Raw genomic sequence first — 17,496 nt, forward strand, 5'->3', positions numbered from 1 at the left:
GCGCAGTTTAGTCCCTTGGCCAGGCGGTTCCTATCGGCAGCTTCATGGCACGGGTTTGCAGAGCCAGCGGCCGGCTTTCTCGTCGTAGCCTGCCTCCACGACCGCCAGCCCGTCGCCGCGCGACGCCAGGCAGAAGGTCTTCATGAAGGTCGCCCGAGCGCCGTCCCCTGCGCTGTCGTGACCGCCGACGGTCACGTTGTACAGGCCCGGCTCCAGGGCGCGCGCCGGGACTTTCTCGCTGAAACCGGGAATCGCCCGGCCATAGGCGAAGCAGGTGTCGCCTCGCAGCGGCACGCCCTGTGCCGGTTCGAGGCTGGCCGACGACCAGAACGGCTCGTAGGGCTCGCGCGCCACTTCGATGGAATACACCGCCACCTGCCGTTCATCCACCTTTAGCGTGCGGTTGAAGAACAGGCCGGGCGACTTGAACGCCGCGCCGCCGAAGCACAGCGTCCGGCCTTGCACCCAGACCCGCGCGTCGCCGTCGAACAGGCGCGACATGCCCCAGGCCGACATGCCCGGCACCAGCAGGCTCAGCCCCAGCGAACCCAAGAAAAAGAAACGCTTCATCAATACCGCTCCGCGGGCCGCGCCGTCCTGGCGCGAGCATGTCGCATTCTGACCAGCCGTCACGTGCAATTCCACGCACGTGGTCGCTTTTACACCTTTCACGGCATGTCGCAAACGCACCTTCCCGCGACGTGCGCAGGCATCTGGACCGACAGGGCCAGTCATACCATCGCTGCCAAGGGGGCCAGTTGCGTCCCGCACCAGCCATGGCGCTCCACCGCGCCGCAGGGAGACCAGCGATGTTCAGCAAGCACGACCAGATCCAGGGCTATGACGACGAACTGCTCGCGGCGATGGATGCCGAGGAAGCGCGCCAGGAGGACCACCTCGAGCTGATCGCTTCGGAGAACTACACCAGCAAGCGCGTCATGCAGGCCCACGGCAGCGGGCTGACCAACAAGTACGCCGAAGGCTATCCGGGCAAGCGTTACTACGGTGGTTGCGAGCATGTGGACAAGGTCGAGCAACTGGCCATCGATCGCGCCAAGCAGCTGTTCGGCGCCGACTACGCCAACGTGCAGCCGCACTCGGGCTCCTCGGCCAACGCCGCCGTCTACCTGGCGCTGCTGAATGCGGGTGACACCCTCCTGGGCATGAGCCTGGCCCACGGCGGCCACCTGACCCACGGCGCCAAGGTCTCCTCCTCCGGCAAGCTGTACAACGCCGTGCAATACGGCCTGAACACCGACACCGGGCTGATCGACTACGACGAGGTCGAGCGTCTGGCCGTGGAGCACCAGCCGAAAATGATCGTCGCCGGCTTCTCCGCCTACTCCAAGACCCTCGACTTCCCGCGCTTCCGCGCCATCGCCGACAAGGTCGGGGCACTGCTGTTCGTCGACATGGCCCACGTCGCCGGCCTGGTCGCCGCGGGCCTGTACCCGAACCCGCTGCCCTACGCCGATGTGGTCACCACCACGACCCACAAGACCCTGCGCGGCCCGCGCGGCGGTCTGATCCTCGCTCGCAAGAACGAAGAGATCGAGAAAAAGCTCAACTCCGCCGTCTTCCCCGGCGCCCAGGGCGGCCCGCTGATGCACGTGATCGCCGCCAAGGCGGTGTGTTTCAAGGAAGCGCTGGAGCCCGGCTTCAAGGACTACCAGGCCCAGGTGATCAGGAACGCCCAGGCCATGGCCCAGGTGTTCCTCTCGCGCGGCTACGACGTGGTTTCCGGTGGCACCGACAACCACCTGATGCTGATCAGCCTGGTGAAGCAGGGCCTGACCGGCAAGGAAGCGGACGCCGCCCTGGGCCGTGTCGGCATCACCGTGAACAAGAACGCCGTGCCGAACGACCCGCAGAGCCCATTCGTCACCTCCGGCATCCGCATCGGCACCCCGGCGGTGACCACCCGCGGACTGAAGGAAGAACAGTGCCGCGAGCTGGCCGGCTGGATCAGCGACGTGCTGGACCACCTGGGCGACGCCGACGTCGAGGCCAAGGTGGCCACCCAGGTCGCCGGCCTGTGTGCGGACTTCCCGGTCTACCGTTGAGAAATTTCAGCCGTCTGTAGGAGCGAGCTTGCTCGCGATCCCGACAACTCATTCGCGAGCAAGCTCGCTCCTACCAAGAGCAGCCACGGCGACAAGAACAATCAGGAGCACCCCATGCAACGCTACTCCGGCTTCGGCCTGTTCAAGCATTCCCTGAGCCACCACGAGAACTGGCAGCGCATGTGGCGCACGCCCACGCCCAAACAGGTCTACGACGTGATCATCGTCGGCGGCGGCGGGCACGGCCTGGCCACGGCCTACTACCTGGCCAAGGAGCACGGCATCACCAACGTCGCGGTGGTCGAGAAGGGCTGGCTGGGTGGCGGCAACACCGCGCGCAACACCACCATCGTGCGTTCCAACTACCTGTGGGACGAGTCGGCGCTGCTCTACGAACACGCCATGAAACTGTGGGAAGGCCTGTCCCAGGACCTGAACTACAACGTCATGTTCTCCCAACGCGGGGTCTACAACCTCTGCCACACCCTGCAGGACATGCGCGACGGCGAACGCCGCGTCAGCGCCAACCGCCTCAACGGCGTGGACGGCGAACTGCTCAACGCCCAGCAGGTGGCCGAAGAGATTCCCTACCTGAACTGCACCAAAAGCGCCCGCTACCCCGTCATGGGTTCCACCGTGCAGCGCCGTGGTGGCGTGGCCCGTCACGATGCCGTGGCCTGGGGCTTCGCCCGCGCCGCCGACGCCCTGGGCGTGGACCTGATCCAGCAGACCGAAGTGATCGGCTTCCGCAAGCAGGACGGCGTGGTCATTGGCGTCGAGACCAACCGCGGCTTCATCGGCGCCAAGCGCGTCGGCGTGGTCACCGCCGGCAACTCCGGGCACATGGCGAAGCTCGCCGGCTTCCGCCTGCCGATCGAGTCGCACCCGCTGCAGGCGCTGGTGTCCGAGCCGCTGAAACCGATCATCGACAGCGTGATCATGTCCAACGCCGTGCACGGCTACATCAGCCAGTCGGACAAGGGCGACCTGGTCATCGGCGCCGGCATCGACGGCTACAACGGCTACGGCCAGCGCGGCTCCTACCCGGTGATCGAGCACACCCTGCAGGCCATCGTCGAGATGTTCCCGGTGCTCTCGCGGGTGCGCATGAACCGCCAGTGGGGCGGCATCGTCGACACCACCCCGGACGCTTGCCCGATCATCGGCAAGACCCCGGTGAAGAACCTGTTCTTCAACTGCGGCTGGGGCACCGGCGGCTTCAAGGCCACCCCCGGCTCGGGCAACGTCTTCGCCGCCACTCTCGCCAAGGGCGAGCCGCATCCGCTGGCCGCGCCCTTCTCCATCGAACGCTTCCACACCGGCGCGCTGATCGACGAACACGGCGCCGCCGCCGTCGCGCACTAAGAGGGCCACGACCATGCTGAATATCTTCTGCCCTCATTGCGGCGAGCTGCGTTCCGAAGAGGAATTCCACGCCAAGGGCCAGGCGCACATCCCGCGCCCGCTCGATCCGGCCGCCTGCACCGACGCCGAGTGGGGCGAGTACATGTTCTTCCGCGACAACCCGCGCGGCATCCACCACGAGCTGTGGGTGCACGCCGCCGGCTGCCGCCAGTACTTCAACGTCACCCGCCACACCGTGACCTACGAGATTCTGGAAACCTACAAGATCGGCGAAAAACCCAGCGTCACTGCTGCCGATGCCGAGAAGAAATCCGCCGTCCAGCCCGCCGTGGAGAAGGCCTAATGAGCCAGATCAATCGCCTGTCCCGTGGCGGTCGCATCGACCGCAACAAGCCGCTCACCTTCAGCTTCAACGGCCAGAGCTACCAGGGCTTCGCCGGTGACACCCTGGCCGCCGCCCTGCTGGCCAACGGCGTCGATATCCTCGGCCGCAGCTTCAAGTACTCGCGCCCGCGCGGCATCGTTGCCGCCGGCGCCGAAGAGCCCAACGCCATCCTGCAGATCGGCTCGCGCGAATCCACCCAGGTGCCGAACGTGCGCGCCAGCCAGCAGGCCCTGTACAACGGCCTGGTGGCGACCGCCACCAACGGCTGGCCGAACGTGCAGAACGACCTCATGGGGATCTTCGGCAAGGTCGGCGGGAAGATGATGCCGCCCGGCTTCTACTACAAGACCTTCATGTACCCGCAGTCCATGTGGCTGACCTACGAGAAGTACATCCGCAAGGCCGCGGGCCTGGGCCGTGCGCCCACCGAAGTCGACCCGGACAGCTACGACTGGATGAACCACCACGCCGACGTGCTGATCGTCGGCGCCGGCCCCGCCGGCCTCGCCGCCGCACTGGCCGCCTCGCGCAGCGGTGCGCGGGTGATCCTCGCCGACGAACAGGAAGAGTTCGGCGGCAGCCTGCTCGACACCCGCGAGACCCTCGACGGCAAGCCGGCCGAGGAGTGGGTGGCCACGGCCATCGCCGAACTGCAAGGCAACCCGGACGTGATCCTGCTGCCGCGCTCCACGGTCAACGGCTACCACGACCACAACTTCCTCACCATCCACGAGCGCCGCACCGACCACCTCGGCGAGACCGCCCCACTGGGCCAGGTGCGCATGCGTGTGCACCGCGTCCGGGCCAACCGCGTGGTGCTCGCCGCCGGCGCCCACGAGCGCCCGCTGGTCTACGCGAACAACGACGTGCCGGGCAACATGCTTGCCGGCGCTGTCTCCACCTACGTGCGCCGCTACGGCGTGGCACCGGGCAAGAAACTGGTGCTGTCCACCAACAACGACTACGCCTACCGCGTCGCCCTGGACTGGCAGGAAGCCGGTCTGCAGGTGGTCGCCATCGCCGACGCCCGCCCCAATCCGCGCGGCGAATGGGTCGAGGAAGCGCGCAAGCGCGGTATGCGCGTCATCACCGGCAGCGCGGTGATCGAGGCACGCGGCAGCAAGCGCGTGAGCGGCGCGAAAATCGCTCCCATCGACACCTTCCGCCTGAAGGTGACCGCGCCCGGCGAGTGGCTGGACTGCGACCTCATCGCCAGCTCCGGCGGCTACAGCCCGGTGGTGCACCTGGCTTCGCACCTGGGCGGCAAGCCGGAATGGCGCGAGGACATCCTCGCCTTCGTTCCGGGTCTGGCCTTCCAGAAGCGCATTTGCGCCGGCGCGGTGAACGGCGTGTTCCGCCTCGCCGATGCCCTGGCCGACGGCTACCAGGCCGGCAGCCAGGCGGCTGTCGACGGCGGCTTCAAGTCCGTCGCCGGCGAGCTGCCGGTGGTCGCCGAGCGCGCCGAGGACGCCACCCTGGCGCTGTTCCAGGTGCCCCACGAGAAAACCACGGCGCGGGCGCCCAAGCAGTTCGTCGACACCCAGAACGACGTCACCGCCGCCGCCATCGAACTGGCCTGCCGCGAGGGCTTCGAGTCCATCGAGCACGTCAAGCGCTACACCGCGCTGGGCTTCGGCACCGACCAGGGCAAGCTGGGCAACATCAACGGCCTGGCCATCGCCGCCCGCGCCCAGGGCAAGAGCATCGCCGACACCGGCACCACCATGTTCCGCCCGAACTACACCCCGGTGACCTTCGGCGCCGTCGCCGGCCGTCACTGCGGCCACCTGTTCGAACCGGTGCGCTTCACCGCCCTGCACGCCTGGCACGTGAAGAACGGCGCCGAGTTCGAGGACGTCGGCCAGTGGAAGCGCCCGTGGTACTTCCCCAAGCGCGGCGAAGACATGCACGCCGCCGTGGCCCGCGAATGCCGCGCCGTGCGCGAGTCGGTCGGCCTGCTGGACGCCTCGACCCTGGGCAAGATCGACATCCAGGGCCCGGACGCCCGCGAGTTCCTCAACCGCGTCTACACCAACGCCTGGACCAAGCTGGACGTGGGCAAGGCCCGCTACGGCCTGATGTGCAAGGAAGACGGCATGGTCTTCGACGACGGCGTGACCGCCTGCCTGGCCGACAACCACTTCGTCATGACCACCACCACCGGCGGCGCGGCGCGCGTGCTGGAGTGGCTGGAGCTGTACCACCAGACCGAATGGCCGGAGCTGAAGGTGTACTTCACCTCGGTCACCGACCACTGGGCCACCCTCACCCTGTCCGGCCCCAACAGCCGCAAGCTGCTGGCCGAGGTCACCGACATCGACCTGGACAAGGACGCCTTCCCCTTCATGACCTGGAAGGAAGGCAAGGTCGCCGGCGTACCGGCACGGGTGTTCCGCATCTCCTTCACCGGCGAGCTGTCCTACGAGGTGAACATCCAGGCCAACTACGCCATGGGTGTGCTGGAGGCCATCATCGCCGCCGGCGCGAAGTACAACCTGACGCCCTATGGCACCGAGACCATGCACGTCCTGCGCGCCGAAAAGGGCTTCATCATCGTCGGCCAGGACACCGATGCCTCGGTCACCCCGGACGACCTGAACATGGGTTGGGCGGTGGGTCGCACCAAGCCGTTCTCCTGGATCGGCTGGCGCGGCATGAACCGCGCCGACTGCCAGCGAGAGGACCGCAAGCAACTGGTAGGCCTCAAGCCCACCAATCCGATGGACCTGCTGCCCGAAGGCGCGCAGCTGCTGTTCAGCCCGCAGCACACCGTCCCGGCGACCATGGTCGGCCACGTCACCTCCAGCTACATGAGCAGCAGCCTGGGCTACAGCTTCGCGCTGGCGGTGGTGAAGGGCGGCCTCAAGCGCCTGGGCGAGAAGGTCTACGCCCCGTTGGCGGACGGCCGCGTGATCGAAGCGGAAATCTGCAGCTCGGTGTTTTACGACCCGAAAGGCGAACGGCAGAACGTGGATTGATCGGAGGGGGGTTCGCCCCTCTCCCCCGCCCTCTCCCTGAAGGGAGAGGGAGTGACTGAAGCTCCCGGATGGCACCGTGTATCAACACACACGGACATCCCCTCTCCCTTCAGGGAGAGGGTTAGGGAGAGGGCAGACAGGCTTCCAGGGCGCACGACGCCCCAAGGTGAATACGAATGAGCAAAGCCAACCTCTACCAGCAACGCCCCGCAGATGGCATCCCGGCCGAATCCCCCCTGCACCACGCCGAGCTGGACAAGCTCGCCGCGCGCAAGGTGGCCAACGCCGGCGTGACCCTGCGCGAGAAGAAATTCCTCGGCCACCTGACCCTGCGTGGCGATGCCCACGACCCGGCCTTCGCCGGTGGTGTGCACAAGGCCCTGGGCCTGGAGCTGCCGGTGGCCCTGGGCCTGGTGGCCAAGGGCGAAACCTCGCTGCAGTGGCTCGGCCCGGACGAGTGGCTGCTGATCGTCCCCGGTGGCGAGGAATTCGCCGTCGAGCAGCGCCTGCGCGAAGCCCTCGGCGAGGACCTGCACTACTCGGTGATCAACGTCAGCGGTGGCCAGACCCTGCTGGAGCTCGAAGGCGCCAAGGTCCGCGAAGTGCTGATGAAGTCCACCGGCTACGACGTGCACCCGAGCAACTTCCCGGTGGGCAAAGCGGTGGGTACGAACTTCGCCAAGTCCCAGCTGGTGATCCGCCATACCGGCGAGCATACCTGGGAGCTGGTGGTGCGCCGCAGCTTCTCCGACTACATCTGGCTGTGGCTGCAGGACGCCTGCGCCGAGTACGGCCTGCAGATAGCGGCGTAACAGGCGTCGACTCCCCTCGCTGCCTTGGCGAGGGGAAATCCTTCGGAGTCAGACCATGAGCCGCACCCCCGATACCTGGATTCTCACCGCCGACAGCCCGAGCCTGCTGGGCACGGTGGACGTGGTCACGCGCTACCTGTTCGAACAGCGCTGCTACGTCACCGAGCACCACTCCTTCGACGATCGCCTGGCGCAGCGCTTCTTCATCCGCATCGAATTCCGCGCCGGCGACGGCTTCGACGAGGCAGCCTTCCGCGCCGGCCTCGCCGATCGCGTATCGCCCTTCCAGATGAACGTCGAACTGACTCCGCCGGGCTACCGCAGCAAGGTGGTGATCATGGTCTCCAAGGCCGACCATTGCCTGAACGACCTGCTCTACCGCCAGCGCATCGGCCAGCTGCCGATGGACGTGGTGGCGGTGGTCTCCAATCACCCGGATCTGGAACCGCTGGCGCGCTGGCACGGCATCCCCTACCACCACTTCGCCCTCGACCCCAACGACAAGGGCGCGCAGGAGGCGAAGGTCTGGCAGGTGATCGAGGAAACCGGCGCCGAGCTGGTGATTCTCGCCCGCTACATGCAGGTGCTGTCCCCCGAACTGTGCCGCCGCCTGGACGGCTGGGCGATCAACATCCACCACTCGCTGCTGCCCGGCTTCAAGGGCGCCAAGCCCTACCACCAGGCCTACCAGAAGGGCGTGAAGCTGGTCGGCGCCACGGCTCACTACATCAACAACGACCTCGACGAGGGCCCGATCATCGCCCAGGGCGTCGAGCCCGTGGACCACGCCCACTACCCCGAGGACCTGATCGCCAAGGGCCGCGACGTGGAGTGCCTGACCCTCGCGAAAGCCGTGGGCTATCACATCGAGAAACGCGTGTTCCTGAATGCCAACCGGACGGTGGTGCTGTAAGCACAGCCCGTACCTGTAGGGCGGATGCCATGACGCCTGCAACGGCGGATGGATGGGGCTCATCCGCCCTACGTGTCACCTCGGAGTGTGGCGCGCGATGTAGAGCGCCCTCTCCCTGGCCCTCTCCCTGAAGGGAGAGGGGATATCCGAGCGAGGCTGGGCTCTGTGCCATCCGGCCACACCGAACAAGCCCCCTCTCCCTTCAGGGAGAGGGTTGGGGAGAGGGTCTTGAAGCCCGCTCCCGACCACCGAGCAACACCGACAGACCCGCCGGCTGCCAGCAGTATGTACCGGCCCTGTCGCGCAACACACGACATCCCAGTGCAAAACCGCGCGCCGCAAGGCCCGCCTTTGTACCCACAAACACAATGAGGAATGCGTATGTCTGGCAATCGTGGTGTGGTTTATCTCGGCCCGGGCAAGGTCGAAGTTCAGAACATCCCCTATCCGAAGATGCAGGACCCGCAGGGCAAGCAGATCGACCACGGGGTGATCCTGCGCGTGGTGTCCACCAACATCTGCGGCTCCGACCAGCACATGGTGCGCGGCCGTACCACCGCGCCCGAAGGCCTGGTGCTGGGCCACGAGATCACCGGCGAAGTGGTGGAGATCGGCCGTGGCGTGGAAACCATGAAGATCGGCGACCTGGTCTCGGTGCCGTTCAACGTCGCCTGTGGCCACTGCCGCACCTGCAAGGAGCAGCACACCGGCGTCTGCCTGACGGTCAACCCGGCCCGTGCCGGCGGCGCCTACGGCTACGTCGACATGGGCGGCTGGGTCGGCGGCCAGGCCGAGTACGTGATGGTTCCCTACGCCGACTTCAACCTGCTGCGCCTGCCCAACCGCGACGCGGCGATGGAGAAGATCCGCGACCTGACCTGTCTTTCCGACATCCTCCCCACCGGCTACCACGGTGCAGTGACGGCCGGCGTCGGTCCGGGCAGTACCGTCTACATCGCCGGTGCCGGTCCGGTTGGCCTTGCCGCTGCCGCTTCGGCCCGCCTGCTGGGCGCCGCCGTGGTGATCGTCGGTGACGTCAACCCGACCCGCCTGGCCCACGCCAAGGCGCAGGGCTTCGAAATCGCCGACCTGTCCAAGGACACCCCGCTGCACGAGCAGATCGCCGATCTGCTGGGCGAGCCGGAAGTGGACTGCGCGGTCGACGCGGTGGGCTTCGAAGCCCGTGGCCACGGTCACTCGGGCTCGCAGCACGAGGCACCGGCCACCGTGCTGAACTCGCTGATGGGTGTGGTGCGGGTGGCCGGCAAGATCGGCATTCCGGGCCTCTACGTCACCGAGGACCCGGGCGCGGTGGACGCGGCCGCCAAGCAGGGCTCGCTGAGCATCCGCTTCGGCCTGGGCTGGGCCAAGTCGCACAGCTTCCACACCGGCCAGACCCCGGTGATGAAGTACAACCGCCAGCTGATGCAGGCGATCATGTGGGACCGCATCAAGATCGCCGACGTCGTCGGGGTGGAAGTCATCACCCTGGACGACGCGCCGAAAGGCTACGGCGAGTTCGATGCCGGGGTGCCGAAGAAATTCGTCATCGACCCGCACAACCTGTTCCGCGCCGCCTGACGGCTCCGTTGTTCCCGGCCGCGCTCCCCTGCGCGGCCGTCTCTCCAGGGAGCCGCAAGGCTCCCTTTTTTTGCCTTCGCGTTGGCACAGTTTCACCTGTAGGAGCGCGGGGGACGCCCAGTGCTTGCTCGAGAACGGATTCCCCGGTTGCACCAGCGTTGGGCGGGTTCGCGAGCAAGCTCGCTCCTACACCAGAGCCGTCAGGACCTGGGCGTGGGACAGTTGAAGTCGCCTTCCTGGCAATCCTACAAATGCAAACAGGCCGTAGTGCGGAAACCACCGCGACTTGGCGGGCTTCAGCCCAGCAGCTTCGCCGCCATCCGCTGCAGCGCCTGGCGCTGGAAGGCGCGGAAGTCCGCGTCGGGCTGCTGGCCTTCGAGCATCGGCAGGAAGGGATCGACCACTTCGGTGCGCACGCCGGCCATTTCTTCGATCACCGCGTGGCCGCAGAACGGCACGTAGGCTTCCGCGTAGCCGCCTTCGTGCACCATCACCAAGCGGCCCTGGCACAGGCGCTCGGCAGCGTCGCGCACGGCGGCGGTCATGAAGCGGAAAGTCTCGCTGTGGGCGAGCATGCGCGCCAGCGGGTCCACACCGTTGGCGTCGAAACCGCTGGCCACCACGATCAGCTCCGGCTGGAAGCGCTCCAGCGCCGGCACGATGATCGTCTCCATGGCCACGCGATAGGCGTCGTCGCCGCTGCCCGGATAGAGCGGCACGTTGAGGTTGTAGCCCGTGCCCGCACCTTCGCCGATGTCGTCCACCGCACCGGTGCCGGTGGGATAGCAGTCGGCCTGGTGGATCGACAGGGTCAGCACGTCATCGCGGCCATAGAAGATCGCCTCGGTGCCGTTGCCGTGGTGCACGTCCCAGTCCAGCACCGCCACGCGCTGGATGCCATGGCGCGCCTTGGCCGTCTCCACCGCCACGGCGATGTTCGCCAGGTAGCAGAAGCCCATGCCGCGATCCGGCAGGCAGTGGTGGCCCGGCGGACGGGACAGCGCGTAGGCGTTGTCCAGCTCACCGCGCAGCACCGCGTCCACCGCGGCAATGGTCAGGCCGGCGGACTGCCGGGCGATGTCGTAGGTGCCATGGCTGACCATGGTCTCTTCGCCCATGTCGCCATGGCCGACGTCGCTGTAGGCCTTGAAGCGCTCCAGGTAGCTGGCCGGGTGCACCCGCAGCAAGTCTTCCTCGCTGGCCGGCGGCGCGCTGGACAGCTGCAACTGGCTGCTCAGCCCGGAGACGTCCATCAGGCTTTTCAGCCGGCGCTTGCTCTCCGGCGACTCGGCGTGACCGCCGCCCACCGGCGGCTGCAACCAGCCACCGACGGGTAGGATCAAAGCGTGCAGCCCGGTCGCGTGCCAGAAGCAGCGCTCGTCGAAGAAGAACCCGGTACGACGGCTCATGCGCGGGCCGCCTTCAGGGCACGCTGGCGCTTGCGGCTGAACAGCCAGTAGACCGGCGAGACCACGCCCAGGCCGACGACCCAGGAGATGTCCGCACCGTTCATGGCCTGTGCGGCAGCACCGGTGTAGAGCGCGGTGGACATGAACGGAACCTGCACCAGGATGCCGAGGATGTAGCAGTTCACCGCGGTCCAGTTGAAGGTGCCGTAAATGCCGCCGTCACGCCGGAAGAACGACAGCACGTCGTACTCGCCGTGGGCAACCAGGTAGTAGTCGACCAGGTTGATCGCGCTCCAGGGCACCAGCACGTAGAGCAGCAGCAGGATGAAGTTGGTGTAGTTGGCCATGAAGTTGTCCTGGCCGAGCAGGGCGATGGCCAGCGAGCCGCTGAACAGTGCCAGGGCAATCACCGCGCGCCAGCCGGCCTGGGCCGACCAGGACGGCAGCAGGGTCTGGCCGACGGTGATGGCCGAGAGGGTGCCGCAGTACAGGTTCATCGAGTTGGTAGCGGCGATGCCGATGGAGAACACCGCGACCATGATGGCGCTGAAGCCGCCGGTCATCTCGATCAGGCCGGCGATGACGTCGCCCTCGCCCACCGACAGGCCGACCAGCACACCCAGCAGCATCGGCAGGATCGAGCCCAGGCAGCAGCCCCAGTAGCTCGACCAGAACGCCGTGCGCGCGCCGGTGCCCTGCGGCATGTAGCGCGAGTAGTCGGAGACGTAGGGCGCATAGGCCAGCTGCCAGAGCGCGGCGATCGACAGCGCGCCGAGGAAGCCGGGGATGTTGTTCTCATTGCGCTGCAGCAGGTCCGCCGGCAGGCCGTGGACGAACACCAGCCAGACGAAGCTGACCAGCAGCACCGCGCCGGACAGCCAGGACATCACGCGGGTGTAGCCGTGGATCAGGCGGTAGCCGAACACCGTGGCGATCACGCTGATCGCGCCCACCAGCAGGATGCCGGTGTTGGTGCCGATGACCTCGAAGCGCGCGTGCAGCGCCTGGCCGCCGAGCACCAGGTTCGAGGCGAAGAAGCCCAGGTACATGATGACCACCAGAGCGACCACCAGCAGCGAGCCGAAGGAGCCGAACTGGCCGCGGGTCTGCACCATCTGCGGTACACCCAGCTGCGGGCCCTGGGCCGAGTGCAGAGCCATGAACACGCCACCCACCAGGTTGCCGAGCACCAGCGCCAGCACGGCGGCGAAGAACGGCAGCTTGAACACGGTCACCGCCAGGGCGCCGGTAACCACGGTCAGCAGCATGATGTTGCTGCCGAACCAGATGGTGAAGAGGTCGCGGGCGCGGCCGTGTCGTTCGTGTGCGGCGATGGGCTGGATAGTGCTCAGCTCCAGCGTCGTCGCCTGGTTTTGCGTCGTTGTCATTGTGTTTCTCACGCGTCGTTGGCAAGGCAGGCCCGGCGCGAGCGCCGGGCTTGGATCAGGAAAGGATCAGCGGGCGGCCCAGGCGTTGAAGCGCTGTTCGAGCTCTTCGCCATGGTCGACCCAGAAGGCCGCATCCACCGAGCGGGCGCCTTCGAGGTTGGCCGGCGCGGTGGGCAGCGCGTCGCGCACGTCCGCCGGCAGCAGGTCCAGCGTGCCTTTGTGCACCGGGCCGTAGGGGATGTTCTCGGAGAAGGTCTTCTGGGTTTGCGGCTGGCTGGCGAAGGCGATGAACTTCTCGGCCAGGGCCTTGTTCGGGGTGCCCTTCACCACGGCCCAGTATTCCGGGTCGTACAGGCTGCCCGGCCAGACGATGCCCAGCTTCACGCCTTCCTTCTGCGCGGCGGCGATGCGGCCGTTGTAGGCGGCGCTCATCACCACGTCACCGGCGGCCAGCCACTGCGGCGGTTGTGCGCCGGCTTCCCACCACTGGATGTTGCCCTTGAGCTGGTCGAGCTTGGCGAAGGCGCGGTCGACGCCTTCCTTGGTGCCGAGCACCTTGTAGAGGTCTTCGGGCTTCACGCCATCAGCCAGCAGGGCGATCTCCAGGGTGTATTTGGCGCCCTTGCGCAGGCCGCGCTTGCCCGGATATTCGGCGGTGTTCCAGAAGTCGGCCCAGGATTGCGGGGCCTTGGCGACCTTGGCGCCGTTGTAGGCCATGACCATGGACCAGACGTAGGTGGCCACGCCGCACTCGCTGAGGGTGCCGGGGACGAAGTTCTTCTCCTCGCCGATGGCCGCCGGGTCGATGCGTTCGAACAGGCCTTCCTCGCAACCGCGCAGCAGCTCGGGGCTCTCCACCTCGACCACGTCCCAGGTGACCTTGCCGACATCGACCATGGCCTTCACCTTGGCCATCTCGCCGTTGTACTCACCGGCGACGATCTTGCCCGCGCCGCTGGCCTCGAAGGGCTTGAAGTAGGCCTGCTCCTGGGCCGCCTTGGTGGCGCCGCCGAAGGAGATGACGGTGATGCTTTGGGGCTGTGCGTTAACGCTGCCGACAGCAGCGGCGAGAGCACAGGTTAGAGATACACGCGTGAGCAAGGACACTTTCATGGAACGACTCCCACAGCCGGATTGGCGTTGTTGTGTTGCTGGGCAGTACTCCCGGCCAGAAGCCGGACAAAAGGGTTCCATCGCGCGGGCGTCTTTGCGCTCGCGGCGTTGTTGTTGGGTATTTCAGCTTTTCGTAGGAGCGAGCTTGCTTGCGAACAGTGCCTCGGGAAGAGCCCCTCTCCCTAACCCTCTCCCTGAAGGGAGAGGGAACTGGATCGGCGCCGGCTGAAATTACGGTGTCAGCCGGCACGGACAACTCCCTCTACCTTCAGGGAGAGGGCGGGGGAGAGGGAACGCGCTAGCGCCGATGTTTCGCGGGCAAAGTCGCTCCCACAAAAAAGCGGAAGCGCGTGCCGTTACAGCACGCCGATTTCCTGGGCCGTGCGGTCGACCGCGCGGCGGGTCTTGTCGACCAGTTCGTCGATCTCGGCACGTCCGGCGACCAGCGCCGGGGCCATGATCATCCGGCCGAGGGTGGAACGGATGATCACGCCCTCCTCGAAGCCGATGGTGCGGCAGCGCCAGGCGATGTCGTTTTCATTGTCGAAGCGCTTGCGGGTGGCCTTGTCCTGGACGAACTGCAGCGCGGCGACGAAGCCGGTGCCCTGGATGTCGCCCACCAGCGGGTGGTTGCCGAAGACTTCGCGCAGGCACTGCTGCAGGTACGGACCGGTGTCGTTCTTCACCGCATTCACCCAGCCCTCGTCACGCAGCGCGCGCAGGTTGGCCACCGCCACCGCTGCCGCCACCGGGTGGCCGGAGTAGGTCAGGCCGTGGGCGAACACACCGCCCTCTTCCACCAGCGCCTGGGCGATGCGCTTGCTCAGCACCAGGCCGCCCATGGGGATATAGCCGGAGGTCAGCCCCTTGGCGATGGACAGGGTGTCAGGCTGGAAGCCGAAGTGCTGGTGGGCGAACCACTCGCCGGTACGGCCGAAACCGCCGATCACTTCGTCCGCGCACAGCAGCACGTCGTACTGACGGCAGATGCGCTGGATTTCCGGCCAGTAGCTTTCCGGCGGGAAGATCATGCCGCCAGCGCCCTGGAAGGGTTCGGCGATGAAGCCGGCGACGTTGTCGGCGCCCAGTTCGAGGATCTTCTCTTCCAGCTGCAGCGCGCAGCGACGGCCGAACTCGGCCGGGGTCAGGTCGCCGCCGGCGGCAAAGAAGTAGGGTTCGTCGATGTGCGCGATGTCCGGGATCAGGCCGCCCATCTCGTGCATGAACTTCATGCCGCCCAGCGCGGTGGCCGCCAGGGTGGAGCCGTGGTAGCCGTTCCAGCGGCCGATCATGATCTTCTTCTGCGGCTTGCCTTCGATCTGCCAGAAGCGGCGCACGGTGCGGATCAGCACCTCGTTGGCCTCGGAGCCGGAGTTGGTGTAGATCGCGTGGCTGTAGTGGTCGGGCAGCAGGCTGAAGAGGGTCTCGGAAAGTTCGATCACCGCCGGGTGGGTGGTGTGGAAGAACATGTTGTAGTACGGCAGCTCGTCCAGCTGGGCGGCGGCGGCGGCGGTCAGGTCCTTGCGGCCGTAGCCCAGGTTGGTACACCACAGGCCGGACATGCCGTCCAGGTAGCGGTTGCCGTCATTGTCCCAGAGGTGCAGGCCTTCGCCGCGCACCATGACGCGCGGGCCTTCGGCGTTCAGCGCCTTCTGGTCGAGGAAGGCATGGATGTGGTGGGCCGCGTCCGCTTTCTGGTATTCGCGGGTATCACGTGGCGCTCTCTTCTGGTCGGTCATCGACTTTCTCCTCTATCCCTCGGCGGTGCTCCGGCAGCCGGCCTGAGGGGTCTTCAGGGGATCGAGGGCGACGGACTTACCTAGGCAGTCTCACCGGCCGTCTCGAACGGTTCGGTTAGGAATTCGGGTGTTGCTCAGGCGCCGGGCGCGACCCCGGCGGCCTGTCTTTCATTCAGTCGCGCAGCTGGAACCAGGTGGTCTTGAGCTGCGTGTACTTGTCGAAGGAATGCAGCGACAGGTCGCGGCCGAAGCCCGACTGCTTGCCGCCACCGAACGGAATCGCCGGGTCGAGCGCGTCGACGGTATTCACCGACACGGTGCCGGCGTTCAGCTTGCGGGCCACGCGGTGGGCACGGTGCAGGTCGTCGCTCCACAGGGAAGCGGCGAGGCCGTAGATGCTGTCGTTGGCCAGGCGCACGGCTTCCTCTTCGCTGTCGAAGGGGATGACTGCAAGCACCGGGCCGAACACTTCGTCGCGGGCCAGGGACTGCTCCGGGCGCACGCCGGTGAAGATGGTCGGTTCGATGAAGTTGTCCGAGCCATTGAAGCTCAGCTGGCGGCCGCCGCAGGCGAGCTGCGCGCCGTCGCCCTGGGCGCGGTCAATGCAGGCCATGATGCCGGCGGTCTGCTTGCTGTCGACGATGGAGCCGGCGCGGCTGGCCGGGTCCAGCGGATCGCCCGGGGTCCAGTCGCGGGCCTTGGCGATCAGGCGTTCGACGAACTCGTCGTGGATCGAACGCTCGACCAGCAGGCGCGAGTTGGCCGAGCAGACTTCGCCCTGGTTGAAGAAGATGCCGAAGGCGGCCTTCTCGGCGGCGAGGTCGAGATCACGGCAGTCGGCGAACACCAGGTTCGGGCTCTTGCCGCCGCACTCCAGCCAGACCTGCTTGAGGTTGGACTGCGCGGAATACTGCATGAAGTACTTGCCGACCTGGGTCGAACCGGTGAACACCAGGGCATCCACGTCCGGGTGCAGGCCCAGCGCCTTGCCAGCGGCTTCGCCCAGGCCCGGGACGACGTTCAGCACGCCTTCGGGAATGCCGGCTTCCAGCGCCAGCTCGGCCAGGCGCAGGGCGGAGAACGGCGACTGCTCGGCGGGCTTGAGCACCACGGAGTTGCCGGCGGCCAGCGCGGGCGCCAGCTTCCAGGCGGCCATGTCGAGGGGGAAGTTCCACGGCACCACGGCGCCGATCACGCCCAGCGGCGTGCGGGTGATGGTGGCCAGGGCGTTCTGCGCGGTCGGGGCGACCTGGTCGTAGAGCTTGTCGAGGCTTTCGGCGTACCAGGAGAACACGCCGGCGGCGCCGGGGACGTCGATGTTCCAGGCGTCCATCACCGGCTTGCCCATGTTCAGGGTGTCGAGCAGGGCCAGCTCGTCGCGGTGGGCCATCATCAGCTCGGCGAGCTTCTGCAGCACGGCCTTGCGCTCACGCGGCGCCATGCGCGCCCAGGGGCCGGTCTCGAAGGCCTGGCGGGCGATGCGCACGGCGGCGTCGATCTCGGCCGCGCCACAGGCGGCGACATTGGCCAGCAGGCGATTGGTCGCCGGGTCGATGGCCGCGAAGGTCGCGCCGTCCTGCGCGGCCACGCGGCGGCCGCCGATCAGCGCGCTGTCGATGAAGGTCTGCCGGGCAGCACGCTGCCGCCAATCGTTGAGCTCGTACACCAGGGCACTCCGAAAAGGATCGTTGTTGTTGGAATGTGGATGGGATGGTCGCCCAAGGCCTTGCCAAGGAAAATTATTAAATTT

The 17,496-nt window shown here is 67.0% G+C and carries 13 protein-coding genes; 7 read left to right on the plus strand and 6 right to left on the minus strand.

The genetic code is table 11. The annotated features are described in order from the left end of the window. Positions 1–42: 42 nt before the first annotated feature. Complete coding sequence (locus tag AC1ZV1_RS29445) at positions 43–570, minus strand: hypothetical protein (protein ID WP_484294834.1); 528 nt, start codon at positions 568–570, stop codon at positions 43–45. Between the two features lie 239 nt (positions 571–809). On the opposite strand from AC1ZV1_RS29445, the gene glyA reads away from it, so the two are divergent. The 7 genes from glyA (at position 810) to fdhA (ending at position 10,097) form a co-directional block, all read left to right on the plus strand. After that, positions 810–2,063, plus strand: coding sequence for a serine hydroxymethyltransferase (gene glyA, locus AC1ZV1_RS29450; protein ID WP_484294835.1), 1,254 nt, complete (start codon positions 810–812; stop codon positions 2,061–2,063). 114 nt (positions 2,064–2,177) lie between these two features. Further along, positions 2,178–3,428 (plus strand): sarcosine oxidase subunit beta, encoded by a 1,251-nt coding sequence (locus tag AC1ZV1_RS29455; RefSeq protein WP_401091535.1) that lies wholly within the window; start codon positions 2,178–2,180, stop codon positions 3,426–3,428. A 13-nt stretch (positions 3,429–3,441) separates the two neighbouring features. Further along, positions 3,442–3,771 carry a sarcosine oxidase subunit delta gene (locus AC1ZV1_RS29460; RefSeq protein WP_484294836.1) on the plus strand — a complete coding sequence of 110 codons (330 nt, stop codon included), beginning with the start codon at positions 3,442–3,444 and terminating at the stop codon, positions 3,769–3,771. Continuing rightward, positions 3,771–6,791 carry a sarcosine oxidase subunit alpha gene (locus AC1ZV1_RS29465; protein WP_484294837.1) on the plus strand — a complete coding sequence of 1,007 codons (3,021 nt, stop codon included), beginning with the start codon at positions 3,771–3,773 and terminating at the stop codon, positions 6,789–6,791. The genes AC1ZV1_RS29460 and AC1ZV1_RS29465 overlap by 1 nt, the downstream gene beginning before the upstream one ends. A gap of 176 nt (positions 6,792–6,967) precedes the next feature. Then, positions 6,968–7,603, plus strand: coding sequence for a sarcosine oxidase subunit gamma (locus tag AC1ZV1_RS29470; RefSeq protein ID WP_484294838.1), 636 nt, complete (start codon positions 6,968–6,970; stop codon positions 7,601–7,603). Positions 7,604–7,658: 55 nt separating this feature from the next. Further along, a complete protein-coding gene (locus AC1ZV1_RS29475; RefSeq protein ID WP_015479628.1) occupies positions 7,659–8,516 on the plus strand; it encodes a formyltetrahydrofolate deformylase in 858 nt (285 codons plus the stop codon). Positions 8,517–8,897: 381 nt separating this feature from the next. After that, positions 8,898–10,097, plus strand: a complete 1,200-nt coding sequence (gene fdhA / locus AC1ZV1_RS29480; RefSeq protein WP_017521542.1) for a formaldehyde dehydrogenase, glutathione-independent — start codon at positions 8,898–8,900, stop codon at positions 10,095–10,097. A 296-nt stretch (positions 10,098–10,393) separates the two neighbouring features. Here the strand turns inward: fdhA and AC1ZV1_RS29485 are convergent, their stop codons facing one another. The 5 genes from AC1ZV1_RS29485 to AC1ZV1_RS29505 form a co-directional block, all read right to left on the minus strand. Continuing rightward, entirely contained in the window at positions 10,394–11,506 is a 1,113-nt protein-coding gene (locus AC1ZV1_RS29485; protein WP_484294839.1) for a class II histone deacetylase, read from the minus strand. Further along, entirely contained in the window at positions 11,503–12,894 is a 1,392-nt protein-coding gene (locus AC1ZV1_RS29490; RefSeq protein WP_045214047.1) for a purine-cytosine permease family protein, read from the minus strand. The genes AC1ZV1_RS29485 and AC1ZV1_RS29490 overlap by 4 nt, the downstream gene beginning before the upstream one ends. 66 nt (positions 12,895–12,960) lie before the next feature. Continuing rightward, positions 12,961–14,007, minus strand: a complete 1,047-nt coding sequence (locus tag AC1ZV1_RS29495) for an ABC transporter substrate-binding protein (RefSeq protein WP_484294840.1) — start codon at positions 14,005–14,007, stop codon at positions 12,961–12,963. A 356-nt stretch (positions 14,008–14,363) separates the two neighbouring features. Next, the gene (locus AC1ZV1_RS29500) at positions 14,364–15,746 is read right to left on the minus strand and encodes an aspartate aminotransferase family protein (protein ID WP_484294841.1); all 1,383 of its coding nucleotides are present in this window, start codon (positions 15,744–15,746) and stop codon (positions 14,364–14,366) included. Positions 15,747–15,918: 172 nt separating this feature from the next. Further along, a complete protein-coding gene (locus tag AC1ZV1_RS29505) occupies positions 15,919–17,412 on the minus strand; it encodes an aldehyde dehydrogenase (protein ID WP_484294842.1) in 1,494 nt (497 codons plus the stop codon). Positions 17,413–17,496: the final 84 nt, after the last annotated feature.

It is taken from the genome of Pseudomonas sp. BB438 (assembly GCF_057180225.1).

Bases quoted from the DNA above. Each gene is read 5' to 3' on its own strand.
- AC1ZV1_RS29470 (WP_484294838.1), top strand. From the start codon at position 6,968: ATGAGCAAAGCCAACCTCTACCAGCAACGCCCCGCAGATGGCATCCCG.
- AC1ZV1_RS29495 (WP_484294840.1), bottom strand. From the start codon at position 14,007: ATGAAAGTGTCCTTGCTCACGCGTGTATCTCTAACCTGTGCTCTCGCC.
- AC1ZV1_RS29465 (WP_484294837.1), top strand. From the start codon at position 3,771: ATGAGCCAGATCAATCGCCTGTCCCGTGGCGGTCGCATCGACCGCAAC.
- glyA (WP_484294835.1), top strand. From the start codon at position 810: ATGTTCAGCAAGCACGACCAGATCCAGGGCTATGACGACGAACTGCTC.
- AC1ZV1_RS29475 (WP_015479628.1), top strand. From the start codon at position 7,659: ATGAGCCGCACCCCCGATACCTGGATTCTCACCGCCGACAGCCCGAGC.
- AC1ZV1_RS29460 (WP_484294836.1), top strand. From the start codon at position 3,442: ATGCTGAATATCTTCTGCCCTCATTGCGGCGAGCTGCGTTCCGAAGAG.
- AC1ZV1_RS29445 (WP_484294834.1), bottom strand. From the start codon at position 570: ATGAAGCGTTTCTTTTTCTTGGGTTCGCTGGGGCTGAGCCTGCTGGTG.
- AC1ZV1_RS29455 (WP_401091535.1), top strand. From the start codon at position 2,178: ATGCAACGCTACTCCGGCTTCGGCCTGTTCAAGCATTCCCTGAGCCAC.
- AC1ZV1_RS29490 (WP_045214047.1), bottom strand. From the start codon at position 12,894: ATGACAACGACGCAAAACCAGGCGACGACGCTGGAGCTGAGCACTATC.
- AC1ZV1_RS29500 (WP_484294841.1), bottom strand. From the start codon at position 15,746: ATGACCGACCAGAAGAGAGCGCCACGTGATACCCGCGAATACCAGAAA.
- AC1ZV1_RS29485 (WP_484294839.1), bottom strand. From the start codon at position 11,506: ATGAGCCGTCGTACCGGGTTCTTCTTCGACGAGCGCTGCTTCTGGCAC.
- fdhA (WP_017521542.1), top strand. From the start codon at position 8,898: ATGTCTGGCAATCGTGGTGTGGTTTATCTCGGCCCGGGCAAGGTCGAA.